The 18,278-nt window shown below is 69.7% G+C and carries 14 protein-coding genes; 11 read left to right on the top strand and 3 right to left on the bottom strand.

The genetic code is table 11. The features are described from left to right. Window positions 1–819: 819 nt before the first annotated feature. The 7 genes from ACIOD2_RS16780 to ACIOD2_RS16750 all read left to right on the top strand — a co-directional run bounded on the left by ACIOD2_RS16780 (window position 820) and on the right by ACIOD2_RS16750 (window position 8,257). Entirely contained in the window at window positions 820–1,962 is a 1,143-nt protein-coding gene (locus tag ACIOD2_RS16780; protein WP_400538737.1) for a BMP family protein, read from the top strand. Window positions 1,963–2,042: 80 nt separating this feature from the next. Continuing rightward, window positions 2,043–3,614 (top strand): ABC transporter ATP-binding protein, encoded by a 1,572-nt coding sequence (locus tag ACIOD2_RS16775; protein WP_400538735.1) that lies wholly within the window; start codon window positions 2,043–2,045, stop codon window positions 3,612–3,614. Next, window positions 3,611–4,708 (top strand): ABC transporter permease, encoded by a 1,098-nt coding sequence (locus ACIOD2_RS16770; RefSeq protein ID WP_400538733.1) that lies wholly within the window; start codon window positions 3,611–3,613, stop codon window positions 4,706–4,708. Before ACIOD2_RS16775 ends, ACIOD2_RS16770 begins: the two co-directional genes overlap by 4 nt. Further along, window positions 4,708–5,985 carry an ABC transporter permease gene (locus ACIOD2_RS16765; RefSeq protein ID WP_400538731.1) on the top strand — a complete coding sequence of 426 codons (1,278 nt, stop codon included), beginning with the start codon at window positions 4,708–4,710 and terminating at the stop codon, window positions 5,983–5,985. Before ACIOD2_RS16770 ends, ACIOD2_RS16765 begins: the two co-directional genes overlap by 1 nt. After that, on the top strand, window positions 5,985–6,386 hold the full coding sequence (locus tag ACIOD2_RS16760; protein ID WP_400538729.1) for a cytidine deaminase: 402 nt from the start codon (window positions 5,985–5,987) through the stop codon (window positions 6,384–6,386). The genes ACIOD2_RS16765 and ACIOD2_RS16760 overlap by 1 nt, the downstream gene beginning before the upstream one ends. Further along, entirely contained in the window at window positions 6,383–6,922 is a 540-nt protein-coding gene (locus tag ACIOD2_RS16755) for a hypothetical protein (protein WP_400538727.1), read from the top strand. Before ACIOD2_RS16760 ends, ACIOD2_RS16755 begins: the two co-directional genes overlap by 4 nt. Before the next feature lie 42 nt (window positions 6,923–6,964). Continuing rightward, a complete protein-coding gene (locus ACIOD2_RS16750) occupies window positions 6,965–8,257 on the top strand; it encodes a thymidine phosphorylase (protein ID WP_400538725.1) in 1,293 nt (430 codons plus the stop codon). A 154-nt stretch (window positions 8,258–8,411) separates the two neighbouring features. Here ACIOD2_RS16750 and ACIOD2_RS16745 read toward each other — a convergent pair whose 3' ends face one another. Then, on the bottom strand, window positions 8,412–9,536 hold the full coding sequence (locus ACIOD2_RS16745; RefSeq protein ID WP_400538723.1) for a PA containing protein: 1,125 nt from the start codon (window positions 9,534–9,536) through the stop codon (window positions 8,412–8,414). Between the two features lie 211 nt (window positions 9,537–9,747). Between ACIOD2_RS16745 and ACIOD2_RS16740 the strand changes: the two genes are divergently transcribed. Next, window positions 9,748–10,842, top strand: coding sequence for an adenosine deaminase (locus tag ACIOD2_RS16740; protein WP_400538721.1), 1,095 nt, complete (start codon window positions 9,748–9,750; stop codon window positions 10,840–10,842). A gap of 110 nt (window positions 10,843–10,952) precedes the next feature. Continuing rightward, window positions 10,953–12,164 carry an MFS transporter gene (locus ACIOD2_RS16735; protein WP_400538719.1) on the top strand — a complete coding sequence of 404 codons (1,212 nt, stop codon included), beginning with the start codon at window positions 10,953–10,955 and terminating at the stop codon, window positions 12,162–12,164. Window positions 12,165–12,704: 540 nt separating this feature from the next. Here the strand turns inward: ACIOD2_RS16735 and ACIOD2_RS16730 are convergent. Beyond that, entirely contained in the window at window positions 12,705–13,970 is a 1,266-nt protein-coding gene (locus tag ACIOD2_RS16730; protein WP_400538717.1) for a primosomal protein, read from the bottom strand. Between the two features lie 151 nt (window positions 13,971–14,121). Here ACIOD2_RS16730 and ACIOD2_RS16725 point away from each other — a divergent pair, with 151 nt between their 5' ends. Together ACIOD2_RS16725 and ACIOD2_RS16720 are read left to right on the top strand one after the other, a co-directional pair. Beyond that, window positions 14,122–16,626, top strand: a complete 2,505-nt coding sequence (locus ACIOD2_RS16725) for a DEAD/DEAH box helicase (protein ID WP_400538715.1) — start codon at window positions 14,122–14,124, stop codon at window positions 16,624–16,626. 39 nt (window positions 16,627–16,665) lie between these two features. Next, a complete protein-coding gene (locus ACIOD2_RS16720) occupies window positions 16,666–17,709 on the top strand; it encodes a C45 family autoproteolytic acyltransferase/hydolase (protein WP_400538713.1) in 1,044 nt (347 codons plus the stop codon). Here the strand turns inward: ACIOD2_RS16720 and ACIOD2_RS16715 are convergent. Beyond that, entirely contained in the window at window positions 17,695–18,249 is a 555-nt protein-coding gene (locus tag ACIOD2_RS16715) for an NADPH-dependent F420 reductase (RefSeq protein WP_400538711.1), read from the bottom strand. The two genes, ACIOD2_RS16720 and ACIOD2_RS16715, sit on opposite strands and share 15 nt — an antisense overlap. Window positions 18,250–18,278: the final 29 nt, after the last annotated feature.

Here is an 18,278-nt window from a genome sequence, read left to right as displayed (position 1 = left end):
GGCGGTCGCGAGGGCGCTGAGAGTGGTGCCCGCAGGCGGCGGGCAGTCGGATGTAAGGCGCGAGTGGTTCGGGCGGTGACCCGGTTTGCCGGAGGGCTGGGGTGGTGCCCATGGCGGCAGGCGCGAGGCAGTGGTCGGCGGGTGCGGAGGTGGCGCCAGGGGCATGCGGGCGGCTGGGTGGAGGCGGGAGTGGTTTCGGGTGGTTGCGCGGCGGCGGGCTCCGGGCAGGGGCCCCGGGTGCGGAGGGGTGGCGCCGGGCAGTCGGCCGCCGGACGCGGATCAAAGCTCGGGTGGTGCGGGAGGTGTGAGGGAGCACCTGTAGCGGCGGGCTGCGGGCGGTGGCCGCCAGGTGTGCGGGGTGAAGCTGAGCAGCGCCCCGATGTACGGGGTGGCAATCCGGGTCCAGTGAGGCGGGCGGTTCCAATCCGCTGCCAAGACCTTCGCGACGATCACCGACCGTGGTCCAGGCCCAGCGTCCAAGCGCCGCGTCCGGCCCTTGAGCCCGTCGTCTCACAGGGTGACCGTGCTGGCCGTCGATCACGGACGCCCGGCACAATCGGTGACGTCCGGCGGCATTTTGGCCGTCCCGACCCCCGCGAACCCGGCGAAAGTGGCGAGCGGCTAGCCCGATGATCACGTTGGGTATACATCCGGTCGCGCGTGCGACTCGTGAGTAAACGTTTGTGTTACGTAGCGTGCCTTTCCTATGGCGCATTCCTGTCCGTTGGGTACGGTCTGGCGGTCGACCCGGCAGTTGGGCCGGGACGCGCCCTTGACCATCCGCTGGATCAGCGGGGAGGGAGACACACGTTGCGTCGCATGCGTGGAACCGCGCTGGCCGCCGTGGCCATGGCCGGGGTGCTCACCCTGGCCGGGTGCGCCAAGGACTCGAGCGGTGGCAGCAGCAACAACAGCGCCGCGCCTTCGTCGGGCGGTTCGGACTGCGTGACCGCGCAGAAGCCGCCCGCCGCGCCCGCCGTGGCGAGCAGCACCGCCGCCACCGGTGGCAAGGTCGACGGCAGCCAGCTGAAGATCGGCCTGGCCTTCGACGTCGGCGGCCGGGGTGACGCGTCCTTCAACGACGCCGCCGCCGCGGGTACCGACAAGGCCAAGTCCGACCTGGGCGTGACGACGGTCAACGAGAGCACCGCGTCCGCCAGCGAGGCCGAGTCGGCCAAGCAGCAGCGTCTCGAGCAGATGGCTTCGCAGGGCCTCAACCCGATCGTCGCGGTCGGCTTCGCCTACGCCGACTCCGTCAAGGCCGTCGCGGCCAAGTACCCGAACACCAAGTTCGCGATCGTCGACGACGACTCGATCACGCTGCCGAACGTGACGCCGCTGGTCTTCGCCGAGGAGCAGGGTTCGTTCCTGGCCGGCGTCGCCGCCGCGTACAAGAGCAAGAGCTGCCACATCGGCTTCGTCGGCGGTGTCAACACCCCGCTGATCCAGAAGTTCGAGGCCGGCTACCTGCAGGGTGCGAAGACCGTCTCCAGCAAGATCAAGATCGAGGACGAGTACCTCACGCCGGCCGGTGACTTCTCCGGGTTCCAGGACCCGCCGAAGGGCAACGCGAAGGCGCAGGCCGAGATCGCCAAGGGCGCGGACGTCATCTACCACGCCGCCGGCGCCTCCGGTAAGGGTGTCTTCGACGCCGCCAAGTCGGGCAACGCGCTGGCCATCGGCGTCGACTCCGACCAGTACAACCAGAAGACCGTCGCGGCCGACAAGGACGTCATCATCACGTCCATGCTCAAGCGCGTCGACGTCGCGGTGTTCTCCTACATCGAGGCCGTCGCCAAGGGTGACCTGACGACCCTGCCGAAGCGGTTCGACCTCAAGGTCGACGGCGTCGGTTACGCCACCTCCGGTGGCAAGGTCGACGACATCAAGGACGTCCTGGACGGGTACAAGGCCCAGATCATCTCGGGCGCGATCACCGTTTCGGACAAGCCGCAGAAGTAACTGACAACGCGGGCAGGGCTCGGAGGGCAAGCGCCCTCCGAGCCCTCACGTGTTTTGACAGAGATGGAACTCTCCCGCCCATGAGCACTGCCGAGGCCCCGGCCGCGGCCGTCCCCGACCGGGGCGTGCCCGCCGTCCAGCTGACCGGGATCACCAAACGTTTCCCTGGCGTGGTGGCCAACTCCGACGTCAACCTCACCGTCGCCGCCGGCGAGGTGCACGCCATCTGTGGTGAGAACGGCGCCGGCAAGTCCACCCTGATGAAGATCCTCTACGGCATGCAGCCGCCGGACGAGGGCACCATCGCGATCAACGGCGACGAGGTGAGACTGCGCAACCCGCAGGACGCCATCCGCGCCGGCATCGGCATGGTGCACCAGCACTTCATGCTCGCCGACAACCTCACCGTCGGCGAGAACGTCTTCCTCGGCGCCGAGGGCCTGCACGGCATCGGCCGCGCCGCCCGCGCCCGGCTGGCGGAGCTCGCGCAGCGGACCGGCCTGCACGCGAAGCCGGAGACGCTGCTGGAGGAGCTCGGCGTCGCCGACCGCCAGCGCGTCGAGATCGTCAAGGTGCTCTACCGCGGCGCCAAGATCATCATCCTGGACGAGCCGACCGCGGTGCTCGTGCCGCAGGAGGTCGACGCGCTCTTCGCGACCGTCCGGGAGATGAAGGCCGACGGTTACACCTTCCTCTTCATCTCGCACAAGCTCGACGAGGTGCGCGCGATCGCCGACACCGTCACGGTGATCCGGCGCGGCACCACCGTCGGCACGGCCGACCCGAAGACCATCACCTCGCGCCAGCTCGCCGAGATGATGGTCGGCTCCGAGCTGCCCAGCCCGGAGACCCGCGAGTCCACCGTCACCGACCGGGCCGTGCTGCGGCTGACCGGGCTGACGCTGGGCGCCGAGGGCTCCGACCGCAACGCGCTCGACGACGTCTCCTTCACCGTGCACGCGGGCGAGGTGCTCGGCGTCGCCGGGGTCGAGGGCAACGGCCAGACCGAGCTCGTCGAGACCATCATGGGCATGCGCAAGGCGTCCGGCGGCACCATCGAACTGGTCGACGCCGACGGAACGGCGCGCGACCTGACGAAGGCCGGCACGCTCGCCCGTCGCGAAGCCGGCATCGGGTACATCGCCGAGGACCGCACGCGGCACAGCCTGCTGCTGACACAACCGTTGTGGGTCAACCGGATGCTCGGCTACCAGACCCGTGAACCGGTCTCCAAAGGACAGTTGCTCGACATCGCGGGCACCCGCGCGGACACCGAGCGGATCGTGCGCGAGTACGACGTCCGCACGCCGGGGATCGACGTCCCGGCCGCGGCGCTTTCGGGCGGCAACCAGCAGAAGCTGATCGTCGGGCGCGAGCTGTCCGGCAACCCGGTCCTGCTCATCGCCTCGCACCCCACGCGCGGGGTCGACGTCGGCGCGCAGGCGCTGATCTGGGAGAACATCCGCCAGGCGCGCGCCGCCGGCCTCGCCGTGCTGCTGATCTCGGCCGACCTCGACGAGCTCATCGGCCTGTCCGACACGATCCGCGTCATGCTGCGCGGGCGGCTCGTCAGCGAGGCCGACCCCGCCACCGTGACGCCGCAGGAACTGGGCTCGGCGATGACCGGCGCAGGAGAGGGTGACGAAGAATGACCTCCTGGCGCACGAAACTGCTGCCACCGCTGCTGGCGATCGCGTTCGCCGTGCTGCTGTCGGCGATCGCGCTGATCATCTCGGGGGCCGACCCGCTGCAGGCGTACGGCACCATGATCGGCCAGATGTTCAAGGGCTCGACCGCGGTCGACACCGTGAACCTCGCGACCGTGTACTACCTGTCCGGGCTCGCGGTCGCCATCGGCTTCCAGATGAACCTCTTCAACATCGGGGTCGAGGGCCAGTACCGGTTCGCCGCGGTGGTCGCGGCCATCATCGGCGGCGCGCTGAAGCTGCCGCCGGTGATCCACGTCGTGGTCATCCTCGCCGTCGCCATCCTCGCCGGCGGGTTCTACGCGGCCATCCCGGCGGTGCTGAAGGTGACCCGAGGGGTCAGCGAAGTCATTTCGACGATCATGCTGAACTCGATCGTCGGCGGGATCATCGCGTTCCTCATCAACGCCGACCAGTTCGGGGTGCTGAGCGGGAACAACCTCGGTACCAAGGACATCGCGCCCTCCGGGCGGATCCCGGGCATCCCGCTCGGTTCGGGCACGCTGTTCGGGTTCGTCCTGATCGCCGCCCTCATCGGGGGCAGCTACTGGTTCATGCTCAACCGCACGCGGTTCGGGTTCGAGCTCAAGGCGTCGGGCGAGTCCACCACCGCGGCCGCGGCCGGCGGTGTCAACGCCAAGAAGATGACGCTCATCGCGATGGTCCTCTCCGGCGCGGTGGCCGGCCTGGTCGCCATGCCCGAGCTGCTCGGCCGCGACTACCACTACGGGATCACCTCGACGCAGATGTACGGCTTCACCGGCATCGCGGTCGCGTTGCTCGGCCGCAACCACCCCGGTGGCATCGCGCTCGGCGCGCTGCTGTGGTCGTTCCTCGACACCTCCGCGGTATCACTGGAGCAGATCAACGTGTCCAAGGAGATCGCGACGATCATGCAGGGCATCATCGTGCTGTCGGTCGTCGTGGCGTACGAAATCGTCCGCCGGGCCGACCTGGCGGCCGAACAACGCAGAGTCGGCCGCGCACTCGGCGGCAACGGCCGCAAGGGCGCTTCGGTCGCCGAAGGGGGTGCCGTCTGATGGTCGTCACCGACGTTTCCCGGCCCGACGCGGGCAGCCCCGGCGCCATGCCGGTGCACCGCAAGCGGCCCCGTGTCCCCGGCTGGCTCCGCGGGGTCATCTGGGCGGTCGTCGCGATCATCGTGCTCTCGACCACGTCCTACGCGACCGGCGTCTCGGCGCTGACGTCGTCCAACACCGCGCAGACGGCGTTGCGGCTGGCGTTGCCGATCCTGCTCTGCGCGCTGGGCGGCCTCTGGGCCGAGCGCGCGGGCGTGGTCAACATCGGTCTCGAGGGCATGATGATCCTCGGCACGTGGGGCGCCGCCTGGGGTTCGTTCTACGGCGGGGTGTGGGCCGGTCTGCTGGCCGCGATCGCGTTCGGCGCACTGGGCGGCCTGCTGCACGCGGTGGCGACGGTGACGTTCAACGTCAACCACATCGTCTCCGGCGTCGCGATCAACCTGCTGGGCCTCGGCGTCACCAAGTACCTGGCGAACCTGATCTTCGAGCCGCTGTCGGGCAACCCGCGGCAGTCGCCGGTGGTGCCGAAGTTCGACACGTACTCCGCGGCGGGCGTCTCCGACTGGCTCGCCGATCTGGAGAAGGAGCAGCGCGTCGGCATCTCCGACGTCGCCGGCATCCTGCGTGGCCTGGTCACCGAGGTGGCGCCGCTGACGCTCATCGCGATCCTCCTGGTGCCGGTGAGCTTCTGGGTGCTGTGGCGCACACGCTTCGGCCTGCGGCTGCGCTCGTGCGGCGAGAACCCGGTGGCCGCGGAGTCCCTGGGCATCAACGTCTACCGGCACAAGTACGTCGCGATGCTGATCTCGGGCGCGTTCGCCGGGATGGGCGGCGCGTCGCTCGTGCTGCTGCACGGCGGCGCGGACTACCTGGAGAACCAGACCAACAGCCGCGGGTACATCGGCCTCGCGGCGATGATCTTCGGCAACTGGCGGCCCGGCGGGCTGCTCGGTGGCGCGGCGCTGTTCGGTTACTCCGACGGCCTGCAGCTCGCCGGTGGCGGCGAAGCGGTCCTCGCGCTGTTCTACGGCGCGGCCATCCTGCTCGTGGTGATCGTGGTGGTGCAGCTGTTCCGCAAGCAGTGGCTCGCGGCCGGGCTCGGCGTCGTCGGCGCCGGCGTGCTGTACGCGATCTACTGGGCCAACGACACGCTGCCGTCGGACCTGATCCCGTACACCGCGCACTTCGTGACGCTGATCGTGCTCGCGGTCGCCTCGCAGCGGCTGCGGCCGCCGAAGGCCGACGGCCAGCCGTACCGGCGGGGTGAGGACTAGTGCCTGAAGTATCCACAGTGGACTGGGATGCGCTGCGTTCTCGCGCGATCGAAGCGGCTTCCCACGCGTATGCGCCTTATTCGGGGTTGCTGGTCGGCGTGGCCGGGATCGTCGACGACGGCCGCATCGTCACCGGGTGCAACGTCGAGAACGCGTCCTACGGGCTCGGGCTCTGCGCGGAGTGCACGATGGCCGGTCAGCTGCGGCTGTCCGGTGGTGGCCGGCTGGTCGCCGTCGCCTGCCGCAGCGGTGCGGGTGACCTGCTGATGCCGTGCGGCCGCTGCCGTCAGATCCTGTTCGAGCTGGGCGGTTCCGCTTGCCTGGTGGACACGCCGAGCGGCATCCTGCCGATGTCGGACGTGCTGCCGGACGCGTTCGGTCCCGAGGACCTGCCGGAGTGATCCCCGTGCTCGCGCCGGTGCGTTGCGACCGGCGCGAGCACGTGTTACGGTCGAAATTGCTTCAGTCCTTTTCGGATATTCTCGACGGTCCCCGCCGAAATATCGAGGAGGGACGAGTTCTCGTGAAAAAAATACTCCGCGTGGCTTTGGTACTGCCATTCCTGGCGGCGCTGACGGTATTCGCCGGTGCGTCCCCGGCGTCCGCGGGCACACTGAATTGCCACGTCAACTGGAACAGTTCGATCAAGAGCTGCCTGCAGCTGGAGATGGCGCCGGACGGGCACACGCTGCGCGCGATCAACGTCACCCAGGTCAACGACAGTGGTTGTGACACGCCAAGTGTGGAGCACGACGGGGTCAACCGCGGGTACGACCGGATCTGCACGCAGAAGCAGACCCTGCAGTACGGTGACCGGCAGAGCGCGTGGATCGGGGTTTCCTATCCCAGCGGCGCTGAATTCTGTCTCACCTGGGAAACGTTGAATCCGCCGAACACCTCGCCGACCGTTCCCAAGACGTGTGCCACAGTCAACTGAGTTCTCCGCTCGCCGGCGTCTTCCGCGGTTAGCATGGACGGCATGCACACCCCTGAGCCTTTTTCGGCCGTCGACGTCATCCGCGCCAAGCGGGACGGCGGCCGGTTGACCGACGAGCAGATCGACTGGGTCGTCGACGCCTACACCCACGGTGTGGTCGCCGAGGAGCAGATGTCGGCGCTGGCGATGGCGATCTTCCTGCGGGGTATGGACTCCGACGAGATCTCGCGCTGGACCGGCGCGATGATCGCGTCCGGTGAACGGCTCTCCTTGGACGTGTCCCGCCCGACGGTCGACAAGCACTCGACGGGGGGTGTCGGCGACAAGATCACGCTGCCGCTCGCGCCGCTGGTGGCCGCGTGCGGCGCGGCCGTGCCGCAGCTGTCCGGCCGCGGGCTCGGGCACACCGGCGGCACGCTCGACAAGCTGGAGTCCATCCCCGGCTGGCGCGCTTCCCTGACCACGGCGGAGATCCAGGCTCAGCTGGAGGACGTCGGCGCGGTGGTCTGCGCGGCGACGGCCGGGCTGGCCCCGGCGGACAAGAAGCTGTACGCGCTGCGGGACGTGACGTCGACGGTCGAGTCGATCCCGCTGATCGCCAGCTCGATCATGAGCAAGAAGATCGCGGAAGGTGCGTCCGGGCTGGTCCTGGACGTGAAGTTCGGGTCGGGCGCGTTCATGAAGACGCTCGACCAGGCCCGGACCTTGGCTTCGACGTTGACGTCGATCGGCGTCGACCACGGCGTCCCGACGACGGCGCTGCTGACCGACATGAACGTCCCGCTGGGGCGCGCGGTCGGCAACGCGGTCGAGGTCGCGGAGTCGGTCGAGGTGCTGCAGGGCGGCGGGCCGTCGGACGTCGTCACGCTCACTTTGGCGCTGGCGCGGGAGATGCTGGCGCTGGCCGGCCTGGACGTCGACCCGGCGGCGGTGCTCGCGTCGGGCGAGGCGTACGAGACGTGGTGCCGGATGATCTCGGCCCAGGGCGGCGACCCGACGGCGCCGCTGCCGTCTCCTTCTCATGTCCACACGTTGGTCGCCCCGGCTTCCGGGGTGCTGGCTTCGCTGGACGCGTACGCGGTGGGCGTCGCATCGTGGCGGCTGGGCGCGGGCCGGGCCCGCAAGGAGGATCCGGTGCAGGCCGCGGCCGGCATCCTGTGCCTGGCGAAGCCCGGCGAGGCCGTCACCGAGGGTGAGCCGCTGCTGGAACTGCACACGGACACGCCGTCCGCGGTCCCCGCCGCCCTGGCGGCGCTGGAAGGCGCCTACTCGGTCGCCTCGGCGGCATCCGCGCCGGACCCGATCGTCCGGGAGACGATCCGCGGCACGGTGTGATGATCATCGCGAAGATGATCACCCGACCGAGTGACGTCGTAAGTCCGTGAAGGCCCCATTGAGGGACTCAGAGTCCCTCAATGGGGCCTTCACGGACCTGGACACGAAGAGGCCCCCGCCGGCGTACCGGCGGGGGCCTTCTCCTGGGGCTTGCTTACTCCGTGGGCTCTTCCGAACCTTCGCCCGGCTTGGCCTTGGCGTCGGCCGGCTTCGGCGCGCGGCCGTTGCGCGAGCTGCGGCGCGGCTGGCGCGGGGCCGGGGGCGCCGGCGCGATCTGCTGCACCGCGGGGCCGCCGCCGAGCATCAGCTCCGCGAACGTCGCCATCGCCTCGTCGAGCTGGCCGCCGATGCGGCGGACGCTCTCGTCGTTGCTCTTGCGGACCAGCGTGTCGACCGAGTCGGTGTCCGGCTGCTTCGACAGCGTGCCCTCGACCTTGGACAGCCCGGCCTTGAGCGCGCCGTCGAGGTCGCCGATGCCGGAGAGGAAGCCGTCCTCGACCTTGTCGAGGCGGCCGGCCAGGTCGTCGAGGCGGGTGGTGACCGTCTCCAGGCGGTTGCCGAGCTTCTCCAGGCGGTCCGAGGCGTCGATCATCTCGCCGGTCTCGGTCAGCGCGACCTTGAGCGCCTCGGTGTTCGCGCCGATCCGCTCGCCGGTGACGCGGTCCAGCTCGCCGATCCGCTCCTGCGTGACGCGGCTCAGCTCGTCGACCTTGCCCCGCAGCTCGTGGTCGGCGTGGTCGACGCGGTCGCGCAGCGACGCCTCGGACTGCTCGATCCGCTCGCGGACCGGGCCGAGGACCGACTGCGGGATCGAGTCGAGCTTCGCGTCCTGCTTGTCGAGGTGGCCGCCGACCTCGTCGATCCGGCGGTGGATGTTCTGGAGCTTGTCCTCGAGTCCGTCCATCCGGCCCGCGACGCCTTCGAAGCGCGCGGCCATGCCGTCGAGGCGGCCGTCGAGCTGCGCGAACGGCTTGGCCAGCTTGTCGACGATGCTCTCGACGGCGCGGGTCAGCGCGGCGATGGCGTTGTCCTGGGCCTCCAGCCGGGACATCGTCTCGTCGAGGCGCTCGGCCAGGACGCTGACCTCGGTGCGGTCGGGCATCTCGGAGAGCCGCTTGCGGACCGCGCCCAGCGAGTCCACCGGCGCGAGGCGGGCGTAGATGTCGTCGAGCGCGTCGAAGATCTGCTGCTGCTCGCTCTCACGCACTTCGGCCGCGCGCACCAGCATGTTGCGCATCCGGTCGAAGGACGGGGCGGCAATGTGGTTGTCAGTGGTCACTGCTGTGTGTCCTTCGTCGGCGGGGAAATGGAGGGACGTGCCACGAAGCTTAACGATTGCGAAATTGCTGTGCGTATGGCCCCCGTGAAGCGGGTATTGCGGAGGCTGCCCCCGGATGGCCGATTCGTTACCTGATCTCGACGCTGAGGGTTAGCCCGAGGCTGAGAGTTACGGCCATGTAGGGGAATGACACCGAGGTTACCGTTGAGGGATGTCCGACGAAACCCCTGATCTGCCCATCGAGACGCTCCGCCGCGCGCCCAAGGTGCTGCTGCACGACCACCTGGACGGCGGCCTCCGGCCGTCGACCGTGGCCGAGCTCGCCGACGCCACCGGTTATGCCGGCCTGCCCACCACCGACGCCGCCGAGCTGGGCAGCTGGTTCCGCCGAGCGGCCGATTCCGGCTCACTCGTGTCCTACCTCGAGACGTTCGCGCACACCTGCGGTGTGATGCAAACGGAGGAATCCCTGGTCAGGGTCGCCGCGGAAGCTGTCGAAGACCTGGCCGCCGACGGCGTCGTCTACGCCGAGGTGCGCTACGCACCGGAGTTGTTCGTCGAACGCGGTCTGTCACTCGATGCGGTGGTTGAGGCTGTCCAGGCGGGGTTCACGGAGGGCACACGGCGCGTGGCCGCGGCCGGTGGTTCGATCCGCGTCGGGACGTTGCTCTGCGCGATGCGCCAGCACGCCAGGGCCCTCGAGATCGCGAACCTGGCCGTCCGCTACCGCGACGCCGGCGTCGTCGGGTTCGACATCGCCGGCCCGGAGGACGGATTCCCGCCGACCCGCAATCTCGACGCTTTCGAGTATTTGCGGCAGAACAATGCGCATTTCACCATTCACGCCGGTGAAGCGTTCGGCCTTCCGTCCATTTGGGAGGCGATTCAGCACTGCGGCGCCGAACGGCTGGGGCACGGCGTGCGGATCATCGAGGACATCAAGAGCGACGCCGACGGCACGGTCCACCTTGGACGGTTGGCCGCCTATGTCCGTGACCGCCGCATCCCGCTGGAGATCTGCCCGACGTCGAACGTCCAAACAGGCGCCGCGCGCTCGATCGCCGAGCACCCCATCGGGCTGCTGGCGAAGCTGCGCTTCCGGGTGACCGTCAACACGGACAACCGGCTGATGAGCGGATGCACGATGACCAGCGAATTCGCCACGCTGCACGAGACCTTCGGCTATGGCCTGGACGAGCTGCGCTGGTTCACGATCAATGCGATGAAATCCGCCTTCATCGATTTTGACTCCCGGCTCGCGCTGATCGACGACGTGATCAAGCCCGGGTACGCCGCCCTGAGCTGACCCGCCGGCTCCCGGACCGTGGCCGCCGATAGGTGGTTGCGGTCCTTAGGCACGACAACTATCGTTCACCATGTAGGAAGTTGTTCTCAGATTTTGAGACGGTGACGACGATGGCGCAGGTCGCGGACGGTTCGGTCGAGCAGGTGCAGGCGAGTTCACGGCGGTGGCTCATCCTCGCGCTCGGCCTCGCCGCGCAGACCGCGAGCTGTTCGTTCCTCTACGGCCTCCCGTTCCTGGTCCCGGCCATGCGGGCGGCGGAAGGACTGACGCTGGCCCAGGCCGGGACGGTCGTCGCGGCCCCGAGCATCGGGTTGTTGTTCACCCTGATCGTGTGGGGCGCGGCTGCGGACCGTTACGGAGAGCGTCTGATCATGGCCCTCGGGCTGGGGGCCTCGGGGTTACTCCTGGTGTACGCCGGGCTCGGCGCTCACTCGGTCGGGCTGCTCTTTGGAGTGTTCCTGGTGGCCGGTGCGTGCACGGCGTCGGTGAACGCGGCGAGCGGCCGGGTCGTCATGGGCTGGTTCGCGAAGTCCGAGCGCGGGGTCGCGATGGGGATCCGCCAGACGGCCCAGCCGCTGGGGGTCGGCGTCGCGGCGCTCGGGCTGCCGCCGCTGGCCGCGCACTTCGGGTTTCGTGCGGCGATGCTGCTGCCGGCCGGGCTGGCGATCCTCGTCGCGCTGCTGGTGGCGTGGCTCGTCAAGGACCCGCCGCGGCCGCCTCGGCCGGCTTCGGGTGAGAAGCCGCCGTCGCCGTACCGGCATCCGACGCTGTGGCGGGTGCACGGCGCGAGCGCGCTGCTGGTGGTCCCGCAGTTCGCGGTGTCGGCCTTCGCGCCGGTGTACCTGGTCGCGGTGCAGCACTGGAGCCCGCTGTCGGCGGGCTGGTACCTGGCGGTGGTCCAGATCCTGGGCGCCGCGGGCCGGCTCGGGTCGGGCTGGTGGTCCGACCGCGTCGGCAGCCGGCTCCGCCCGATGCGGCAGCTCGCGGTGTTCAGCTGTCTCGTCATGCTGCTGGTGGCGCTGGGGGACACGACGTGGCCGTGGCTGGTGCTGCTCGCGCTGGCGCTGGCGGGGATCATCACGGTCGCCGACAACGGCCTCGGCTTCACGGCCTCGGCTGAACTGGCGGGCCTGGCGTGGTCGGGGCGCGCGATGGGCACGCAGAACACGGGCCAGAACATCGCGGCATCGCTCACGCCGCCCCTGCTCGGCCTGGTCATCGGCGACAGCCGCTACGCGCTGGCCTTCTGCGTCGCGGCGATCTTCCCGGCGCTGGCGATCGCGGTGGTCCCGACCCGCGCGGAGCAGTCCTCGACGGACTGACCCCGTGTCGTCCGTCCCGGTACGCGTGTCGTCCACGGGGGTACGCGTGTCGTCCGCCCAGGTCCGCGTGTCGTCCCTCTGATCACGCGTGATGCCTCCCCAATCACGCGCGATGCCCTCCAGACACGCGTGATGCCCCTCCGGCACGCGAGTTACGCCCTCAATCACGCGGGATGCGCGTCCAAGCACGCGAGTCCCGCGTGAGCCGACCCTTCGGGTGCGCGAACCGACCCTCCAGGTACGCGAGTTGGCGTTCCAGGTACGTGATCCGGCTGCCTGGGTACGCGAGCCGGCCGAGTGCGAGAGCCGAGAGCGTGGGCGGCAGGAGGCAGGAGGCAGGCGGCGGGCAGGTGGGCGAAGCAGAACGTGGGGCGCCGCCCCCCGGTTTCCAGCGTATCGGCCGCCCACGACGGAATCCGGGGGCCGACGGCGGAGCGGGCCGGGTTGTCCACATCAGGGCTGGGCTGTGGACAGATAAGCGGGCCGACACGACGAAGGCCGCCTCCCGCAGCGGGAGGCGGCCTTCGTGAGGTCGGGAAATCAGGCGACCGTGAGGCGGTTTTCGAACGTCTCCACCAGCTTGCGCCACGAGCCCTGCTCCGCGTCGAACGGGGCGCTCGGCTCGAGGCGCGTCGGGTCGGGGCGCAGGACGAAGGAGACCAGCCAGCCCAGGCTTTCGTTGCCCGCCAGTGCCGTCTCGGCCGTGTCGTCGCCCGCCCAGTCGGCCGCGTCCGTGATCAGCTCGACGGCCAGCTCCAGCTGCGTCGGGTCGATCGCCTCCGGGCCTTCGGCGATGTCGGCGTCGATGCCGGTGAGGACGTACGTGTTCTCCTGGTCGACCTCGATCTCGAGCTCGCCGGCGGTCGCCTTGGCGAGCACCTCTTCCCAGGTGGACACGTCGGCGAGGTCGGTGTCGGCGAGGTCCTTGCCGTCGGCCAGGGCTCGCGCCAGCGCCTTCTCGGACGTGTAGACGTCGATCTCGCCCTCGCTGCCGAGGAACACCGGCGCGTCGTCGAGGTAGCAGCGCAGCGTGTAGTACTCCGCGCCGGACGTGATGATCTTGATCGGGTCGATGCCGACCTCGGCCCAGAAACCGACCGGGCCCTCGTCCTCTTCGTCGTCCTCGTCCTCATCGGAGTCGGCGGAGTCGATGGCCTCGAGGTCCTCTTCACCTTCGGCGCCGGCTTCGGCCTCCGCGGACTCCTCGTGGAACGCCGCCAGCTCCTCGGCGGTCTGCTCCAGGACCTTCTCGTCGACGTCGGGCGCGGTCACCAGGCCGTCGATCGCGTCCAGGATCGTGTCCCACTTGGTCGACACCGTCTCGGACAGGTCGTTCCACACCTGGACGCCGACGCTCCCGGTGAACGGGAGGGTGCCCTGGTCGAGCAGCGAGAAGCCCTCGGTCGAGTCGAGGATCTCGTGGACCTCTTCGAGGTCGCAGACGTCGGCGAGCGAGCGGACGATGCCGATGATCTCGGCGAGCTCCGCGATGTGCCACATGTCCGGCTCTTCGGCGACGAGCTCGGGCACGCCGACGAGGTCGTACGTGTGGTCCTCGTCCGGGATCAGCTCCGGGACGTTCAGCGACGGCACGGCGTCCCACGCCGGGTGGTCCAGCAGGTCGTGGCGCTCGGAAGTGCGCACGAACGCGGCTAGGTGCGCCGCATCCGGAAAGGCGTACAGGTCGTCCTCGTCGCCGAGGAACGCCTCCCACTCCTCGCCGTCTTCCCGCCAGCGCGGCGCCCACAGGGTGACGACGTCCCCCTGCGGCAGGCCGAGTTCGATCGGGATGATGTCCTGTGCCATTCCTAAGCCCTCCGGATTACCGCCCGTGTGCGCGCGAGACCGAATGTATCCCCCGGTCGATGCGCGGTACCGCGAAGCCTACGGGTTTACCACGCGCGACGCGATTGCCCCTGCCGACTTTGCGACGAGCGGATGGCACGATGGACGCCTGATGACTCTCACAGACCTCCTGCCTGCGGATCCCGACCCCGACACCCTGTTCGAAGCCTTCACGACCTGGACGGCCGAACGGGGCATCGAGCTGTACCCGGCGCAGGAGGAGGCGGTGATGGAGGTCGTCTCCGGATCGAACGTCATCCTCTCGACGCCGACCGGCTCCGGGAAGAGCCTCGTCGCCGTCGGCGCGCACTTCACCGCGCTCGCCCACGGCCGCCGCAGCTACTACACCGCGCCCATCAAAGCGCTCGTGTCGGAGAAGTTCTTCCAGCTCATCGAGATCTTCGGCGCGGACAACGTCGGGATGATGACCGGGGACTCCGCCGTCAACCCGGACGCGCCGATCATCTGCTGCACGGCCGAAATCCTGGCGAACATCGCGTTGCGGTTCGGGGCCGACGCCCCGGTCGGGCAGGTCGTGGCCGACGAGTTCCACTTCTACTCCGAGCCCGACCGCGGCTGGGCGTGGCAGGTGCCGATCCTCGAGCTGCCGAAGGCCCAGTTCGTCCTGATGTCGGCGACCTTGGGCGACGTGTCCTTCTTCGAGAAGGACCTCACCCGGCGCACCGGCAAGCCGACGGCCGTGGTCACGTCGGTGCAGCGCCCGGTGCCGCTGACCTTCCGGTACGCGCTGACCCCGCTGCACGAGACCATGTCCGAGCTGCTCAACGGCGGCCAGGCGCCGGTCTACGTCGTGCACTTCTCGCAGGCCGCGGCCATCGAGCGGGCGCAGACGCTGATGAGCATCAACGTCACGACCAAGGCCGAGAAGGAAGCCATCGCCGAGCTGCTCGGCGACTTCCGGTTCTCCGCCGGCTTCGGCAAGACGCTCTCGCGGCTGGTCCGCCACGGCATCGGCGTCCACCACGCCGGCATGCTGCCGAAGTACCGCCGACTGGTCGAGACCTTGGCCCAGTCCGGGCTGCTGAAGGTGATCTGCGGGACGGACACCCTCGGGGTCGGCATCAACGTACCAATCAGGACAGTGGTCTTCTCCGCGCTGACGAAGTACGACGGCGTCCGCCAGCGCCACCTCAAGGCGCGCGAGTTCCACCAGATCGCCGGCCGCGCCGGCCGGGCGGGCTACGACACCGACGGCTACGTCGTGGTGCAGGCGCCCGACCACGTCGTCGAGAACGCGAAGGCGCTGGAGAAGGCGGGCGACGACCCGAAGAAGAGGAAGAAGATCGTCCGGAAGAAGGCGCCGGAGGGCTTCGTCAACTGGACCGAGAGCACGTTCGACCGGCTGATCGCGGCCGAGCCCGAGCCGCTGACGTCCAGCTTCAAGGTCACGCACTCGATGCTGCTGAACGTGATCTCGCGGCCGGGCAACGCGTTCGACTCCATGCGCCACCTGCTGGAGGACAACCACGAGGACCGCGCGTCGCAGCGCAAGCTCATCCTGCGCGCCATCGCGATCTACCGCGCGCTGCTGTCCGCCGACATCGTCGAGCGGCTGCCCGAGCCGGACGAGCAGGGCCGGATCGTCCGGCTCACCGTCGACCTGCAGTTCGACTTCGCCCTCAACCAGCCGCTTTCGCCGTTCGCGCTCGCCGCGATCGAGCTGTTCGACCTGGAGTCGCCGAGCTACCCGCTCGACGTCGTGTCCACTGTGGAATCCACTGTGGACAACCCGAGGCCCGTGCTGTCGCAGCAGCAGTTCAAGGCGCGCGGCGAGGCCGTCAACGCCATGAAGGCCGAAGGCATCGAGTACGACGAGCGCATGGAGCTGCTCGAGAACGTCTCGTACCCGAAGCCGCTGGAAGAGCTGCTGCAGGGCGCGTTCCACAGCTACCGGCAGGGCCACCCGTGGGTCGACGACTACGAGCTGTCGCCGAAGTCGGTCGTGCGCGACATGTACGAGCGCGCGATGAACTTCGTCGAGTACATCGGTTTCTACCAGCTGGCGCGGTCGGAAGGCCTGGTGCTGCGCTACCTCGCGGACACCTACGACGCGCTGCGCCACACGGTGCCCGACGAGGCGAAGACCGAACCGCTGCAGGACCTCATCGAGTGGCTCGGCGAGCTCGTCCGGCAGGTCGACTCCAGCTTGCTGGACGAGTGGGAAGCGTTGCGTCACCCGGACGAAGAAGGTCCGGTGTCCCATCGGCCGCCGTCCGAACCGCCGGCCGTCACGCGCAACGAGCGCGCGTTCCGCGTCCTGGTGCGCAACGAGCTGTTCCGCCGGGTCGAGCTGTTCGGGCGGCGGGCGTGGAACGTGCTGGGTGAGCTGGACGCGGCGTCCGGCTGGGACGCCGAGGCCTGGGAAGACGCGATCGAGGACTACTTCGAGGAGTACGACTCGCTCGGCACCGGCCCGGACGCGCGCGGCCCGGCGCTGATCATCATCGAGCAGCTGCCGGACGTCTGGAAGGTCCGCCAGATCTTCGACGACCCGGCCGGCGACCACGACTGGGGCATCAGCGCGGAGATCGACCTGGCGGCGTCCGACGAGGCCGGCTCGGCCGTGGTCCGGGTGACCGAGGTGGGCGCACACTAGAGCGTTGCCATTTCCTGACTGCTCAGGCATCGTGATCGCATGGTCGCGACGGTCGTGGAGCACCGGATCGGTGACGTGCGCTGGACGGTCGTCCGAGGTCCCCGCGAAGCCGCTTTCCGCGAGCTGGGGGCGTACGCGGCCGACGACATCCGGACCGTCCTCGACGGACTGTCGTCCTGGCCGGTCACCGAGCGAGCGCGGCGCTCGCCGGTGCTGTTCCGGGCGATCGAATCGGCGTCACAGGTCGAGCACCCGGACGCCTACGCCGAGCTGGCGGCCATGGCCGCGGGCGCCGGGGTGCCGTTCGACGACCTGCTGCTGGCCAACCTGCGCGGCGACCTGGGCAGGGGCGACGGCACCGGCTGCACCGACCTCGCGTGGGTCGGTGCGCCGAGCCTGCTGGGGCACAACGAGGACGGCGCGCCGGTGTTCGACGGCATCGGGCGCCTGCTGACCCTGCTGATCGACGGGGAACCCGGCGTCTGCGTCTGGTGGTACCCGGGTTTCGTGCCCGCCAACACGTTCACGCTCACCACGCACGGCCTGGTGTGGGGGATCGACAGCGTTGACGTCGTCTCGTCCTCCCCGTGCGCCGGGCGGCACTTCCTGGCGCGGTCGGCGCAGCGGGCCGTCACGGTGGCGGAGGCGGTGTCGCTGCTGCGTTCACACCCTTCGGCCGGCGGGTTCGCGTACACGATGGGCCAGGTCGGTGCGGCCGGGGTGACCATGGTCGAGAAGGCGGGCCACGAGACCGCGGTGACCACTGTGGGCAGTGGGTTTTCCTGGCACACCAACCACTTCCGCCAGCTGCCGCCGGACCTCGACGCGGCCGCGGAGGAGAGCCTGGACCGCGCCGAGGTCTGCGCGCACCTGGCGCCGGTCGCGCCGGACGCGAAGTGGCTGGCGGACACGCTGACGAACGACGTGCACCGCAACGCCGCCGACGGCGACCCGCTGCTGACGTTGAGCACGCTGGTCACGGACCTGGCCGACGGCACGGTGACGCTCATCCCGCGCGGCGGCGCACCTCTGCGGGCCCGGGCCGCGGACCTGGCTGCCGGAAACGTCTCAGCCGTCGGCTGAAACCAGGATCGCCTGGGCGTCTTCGCCCGCGAACCACAGGCCGATGGCGAACGCCGCTGTCGCCTCCAGCAGGTGCGCGCGGTCCAGGCCGCCGCCGAGGACCGGCGTGCAGCCGACGTCGCGGACCAGCGTGCGGACCGTGTCGAGGGCGCCCGGATCGTCGCCGCAGAGCGGGACCGTGAGCGTCGCGGGCGGCTTGCGCCAGACGTCGGCCGAGGCGAGGTTGAACGCCTTGACGACGTGCGCGTCCGGTGCGGCGGCCGCGATGCGCGTCGCCACCGGGGTGCCGGGCGGGGGTTCGGTGCCGGTCGGGCCGGGCTGGTTGGTGCAGTCGACCAGGACTTTCCCGTGCAGGGGGCCCGCTTTCGGCAGGACTTCGAAGACGGCGTCCGCGGGGATCGCCAGGAGCACGGCGTCCGCGAACGACGCCACCTCGGCCCACCTGCCACGGCCGGCCACCCGCAGTTCGTGGCCGGCGTTCGTCCAGTGCGCGCCCAGCGCCGTCGCCATCGCGCCGGTGCCGAAGATCCCGATCCGCATGCGTCCTCCTCGTGCTTTGCTGTACCAGC

Origin of the sequence: Amycolatopsis sp. NPDC088138 (genome assembly GCF_044741685.1) — a bacterium.
Classification (GTDB): Bacteria; Actinomycetota; Actinomycetes; order Mycobacteriales; family Pseudonocardiaceae; genus Amycolatopsis.
The sequence above is the reverse complement of the archived record's forward strand: the minus strand, read 5'-3'. Positions and strand labels throughout refer to the sequence as shown.

Coding starts and splice junctions, on each gene's coding strand:
- ACIOD2_RS16725 (WP_400538715.1), top strand. CDS start 14,122: ATGACTCTCACAGACCTCCTGCCTGCGGATCCCGACCCCGACACCCTG.
- ACIOD2_RS16770 (WP_400538733.1), top strand. CDS start 3,611: ATGACCTCCTGGCGCACGAAACTGCTGCCACCGCTGCTGGCGATCGCG.
- ACIOD2_RS16780 (WP_400538737.1), top strand. CDS start 820: ATGCGTGGAACCGCGCTGGCCGCCGTGGCCATGGCCGGGGTGCTCACC.
- ACIOD2_RS16735 (WP_400538719.1), top strand. CDS start 10,953: ATGGCGCAGGTCGCGGACGGTTCGGTCGAGCAGGTGCAGGCGAGTTCA.
- ACIOD2_RS16775 (WP_400538735.1), top strand. CDS start 2,043: ATGAGCACTGCCGAGGCCCCGGCCGCGGCCGTCCCCGACCGGGGCGTG.
- ACIOD2_RS16730 (WP_400538717.1), bottom strand. CDS start 13,970: ATGGCACAGGACATCATCCCGATCGAACTCGGCCTGCCGCAGGGGGAC.
- ACIOD2_RS16750 (WP_400538725.1), top strand. CDS start 6,965: ATGCACACCCCTGAGCCTTTTTCGGCCGTCGACGTCATCCGCGCCAAG.
- ACIOD2_RS16765 (WP_400538731.1), top strand. CDS start 4,708: ATGGTCGTCACCGACGTTTCCCGGCCCGACGCGGGCAGCCCCGGCGCC.
- ACIOD2_RS16720 (WP_400538713.1), top strand. CDS start 16,666: ATGGTCGCGACGGTCGTGGAGCACCGGATCGGTGACGTGCGCTGGACG.
- ACIOD2_RS16740 (WP_400538721.1), top strand. CDS start 9,748: ATGTCCGACGAAACCCCTGATCTGCCCATCGAGACGCTCCGCCGCGCG.
- ACIOD2_RS16715 (WP_400538711.1), bottom strand. CDS start 18,249: ATGCGGATCGGGATCTTCGGCACCGGCGCGATGGCGACGGCGCTGGGC.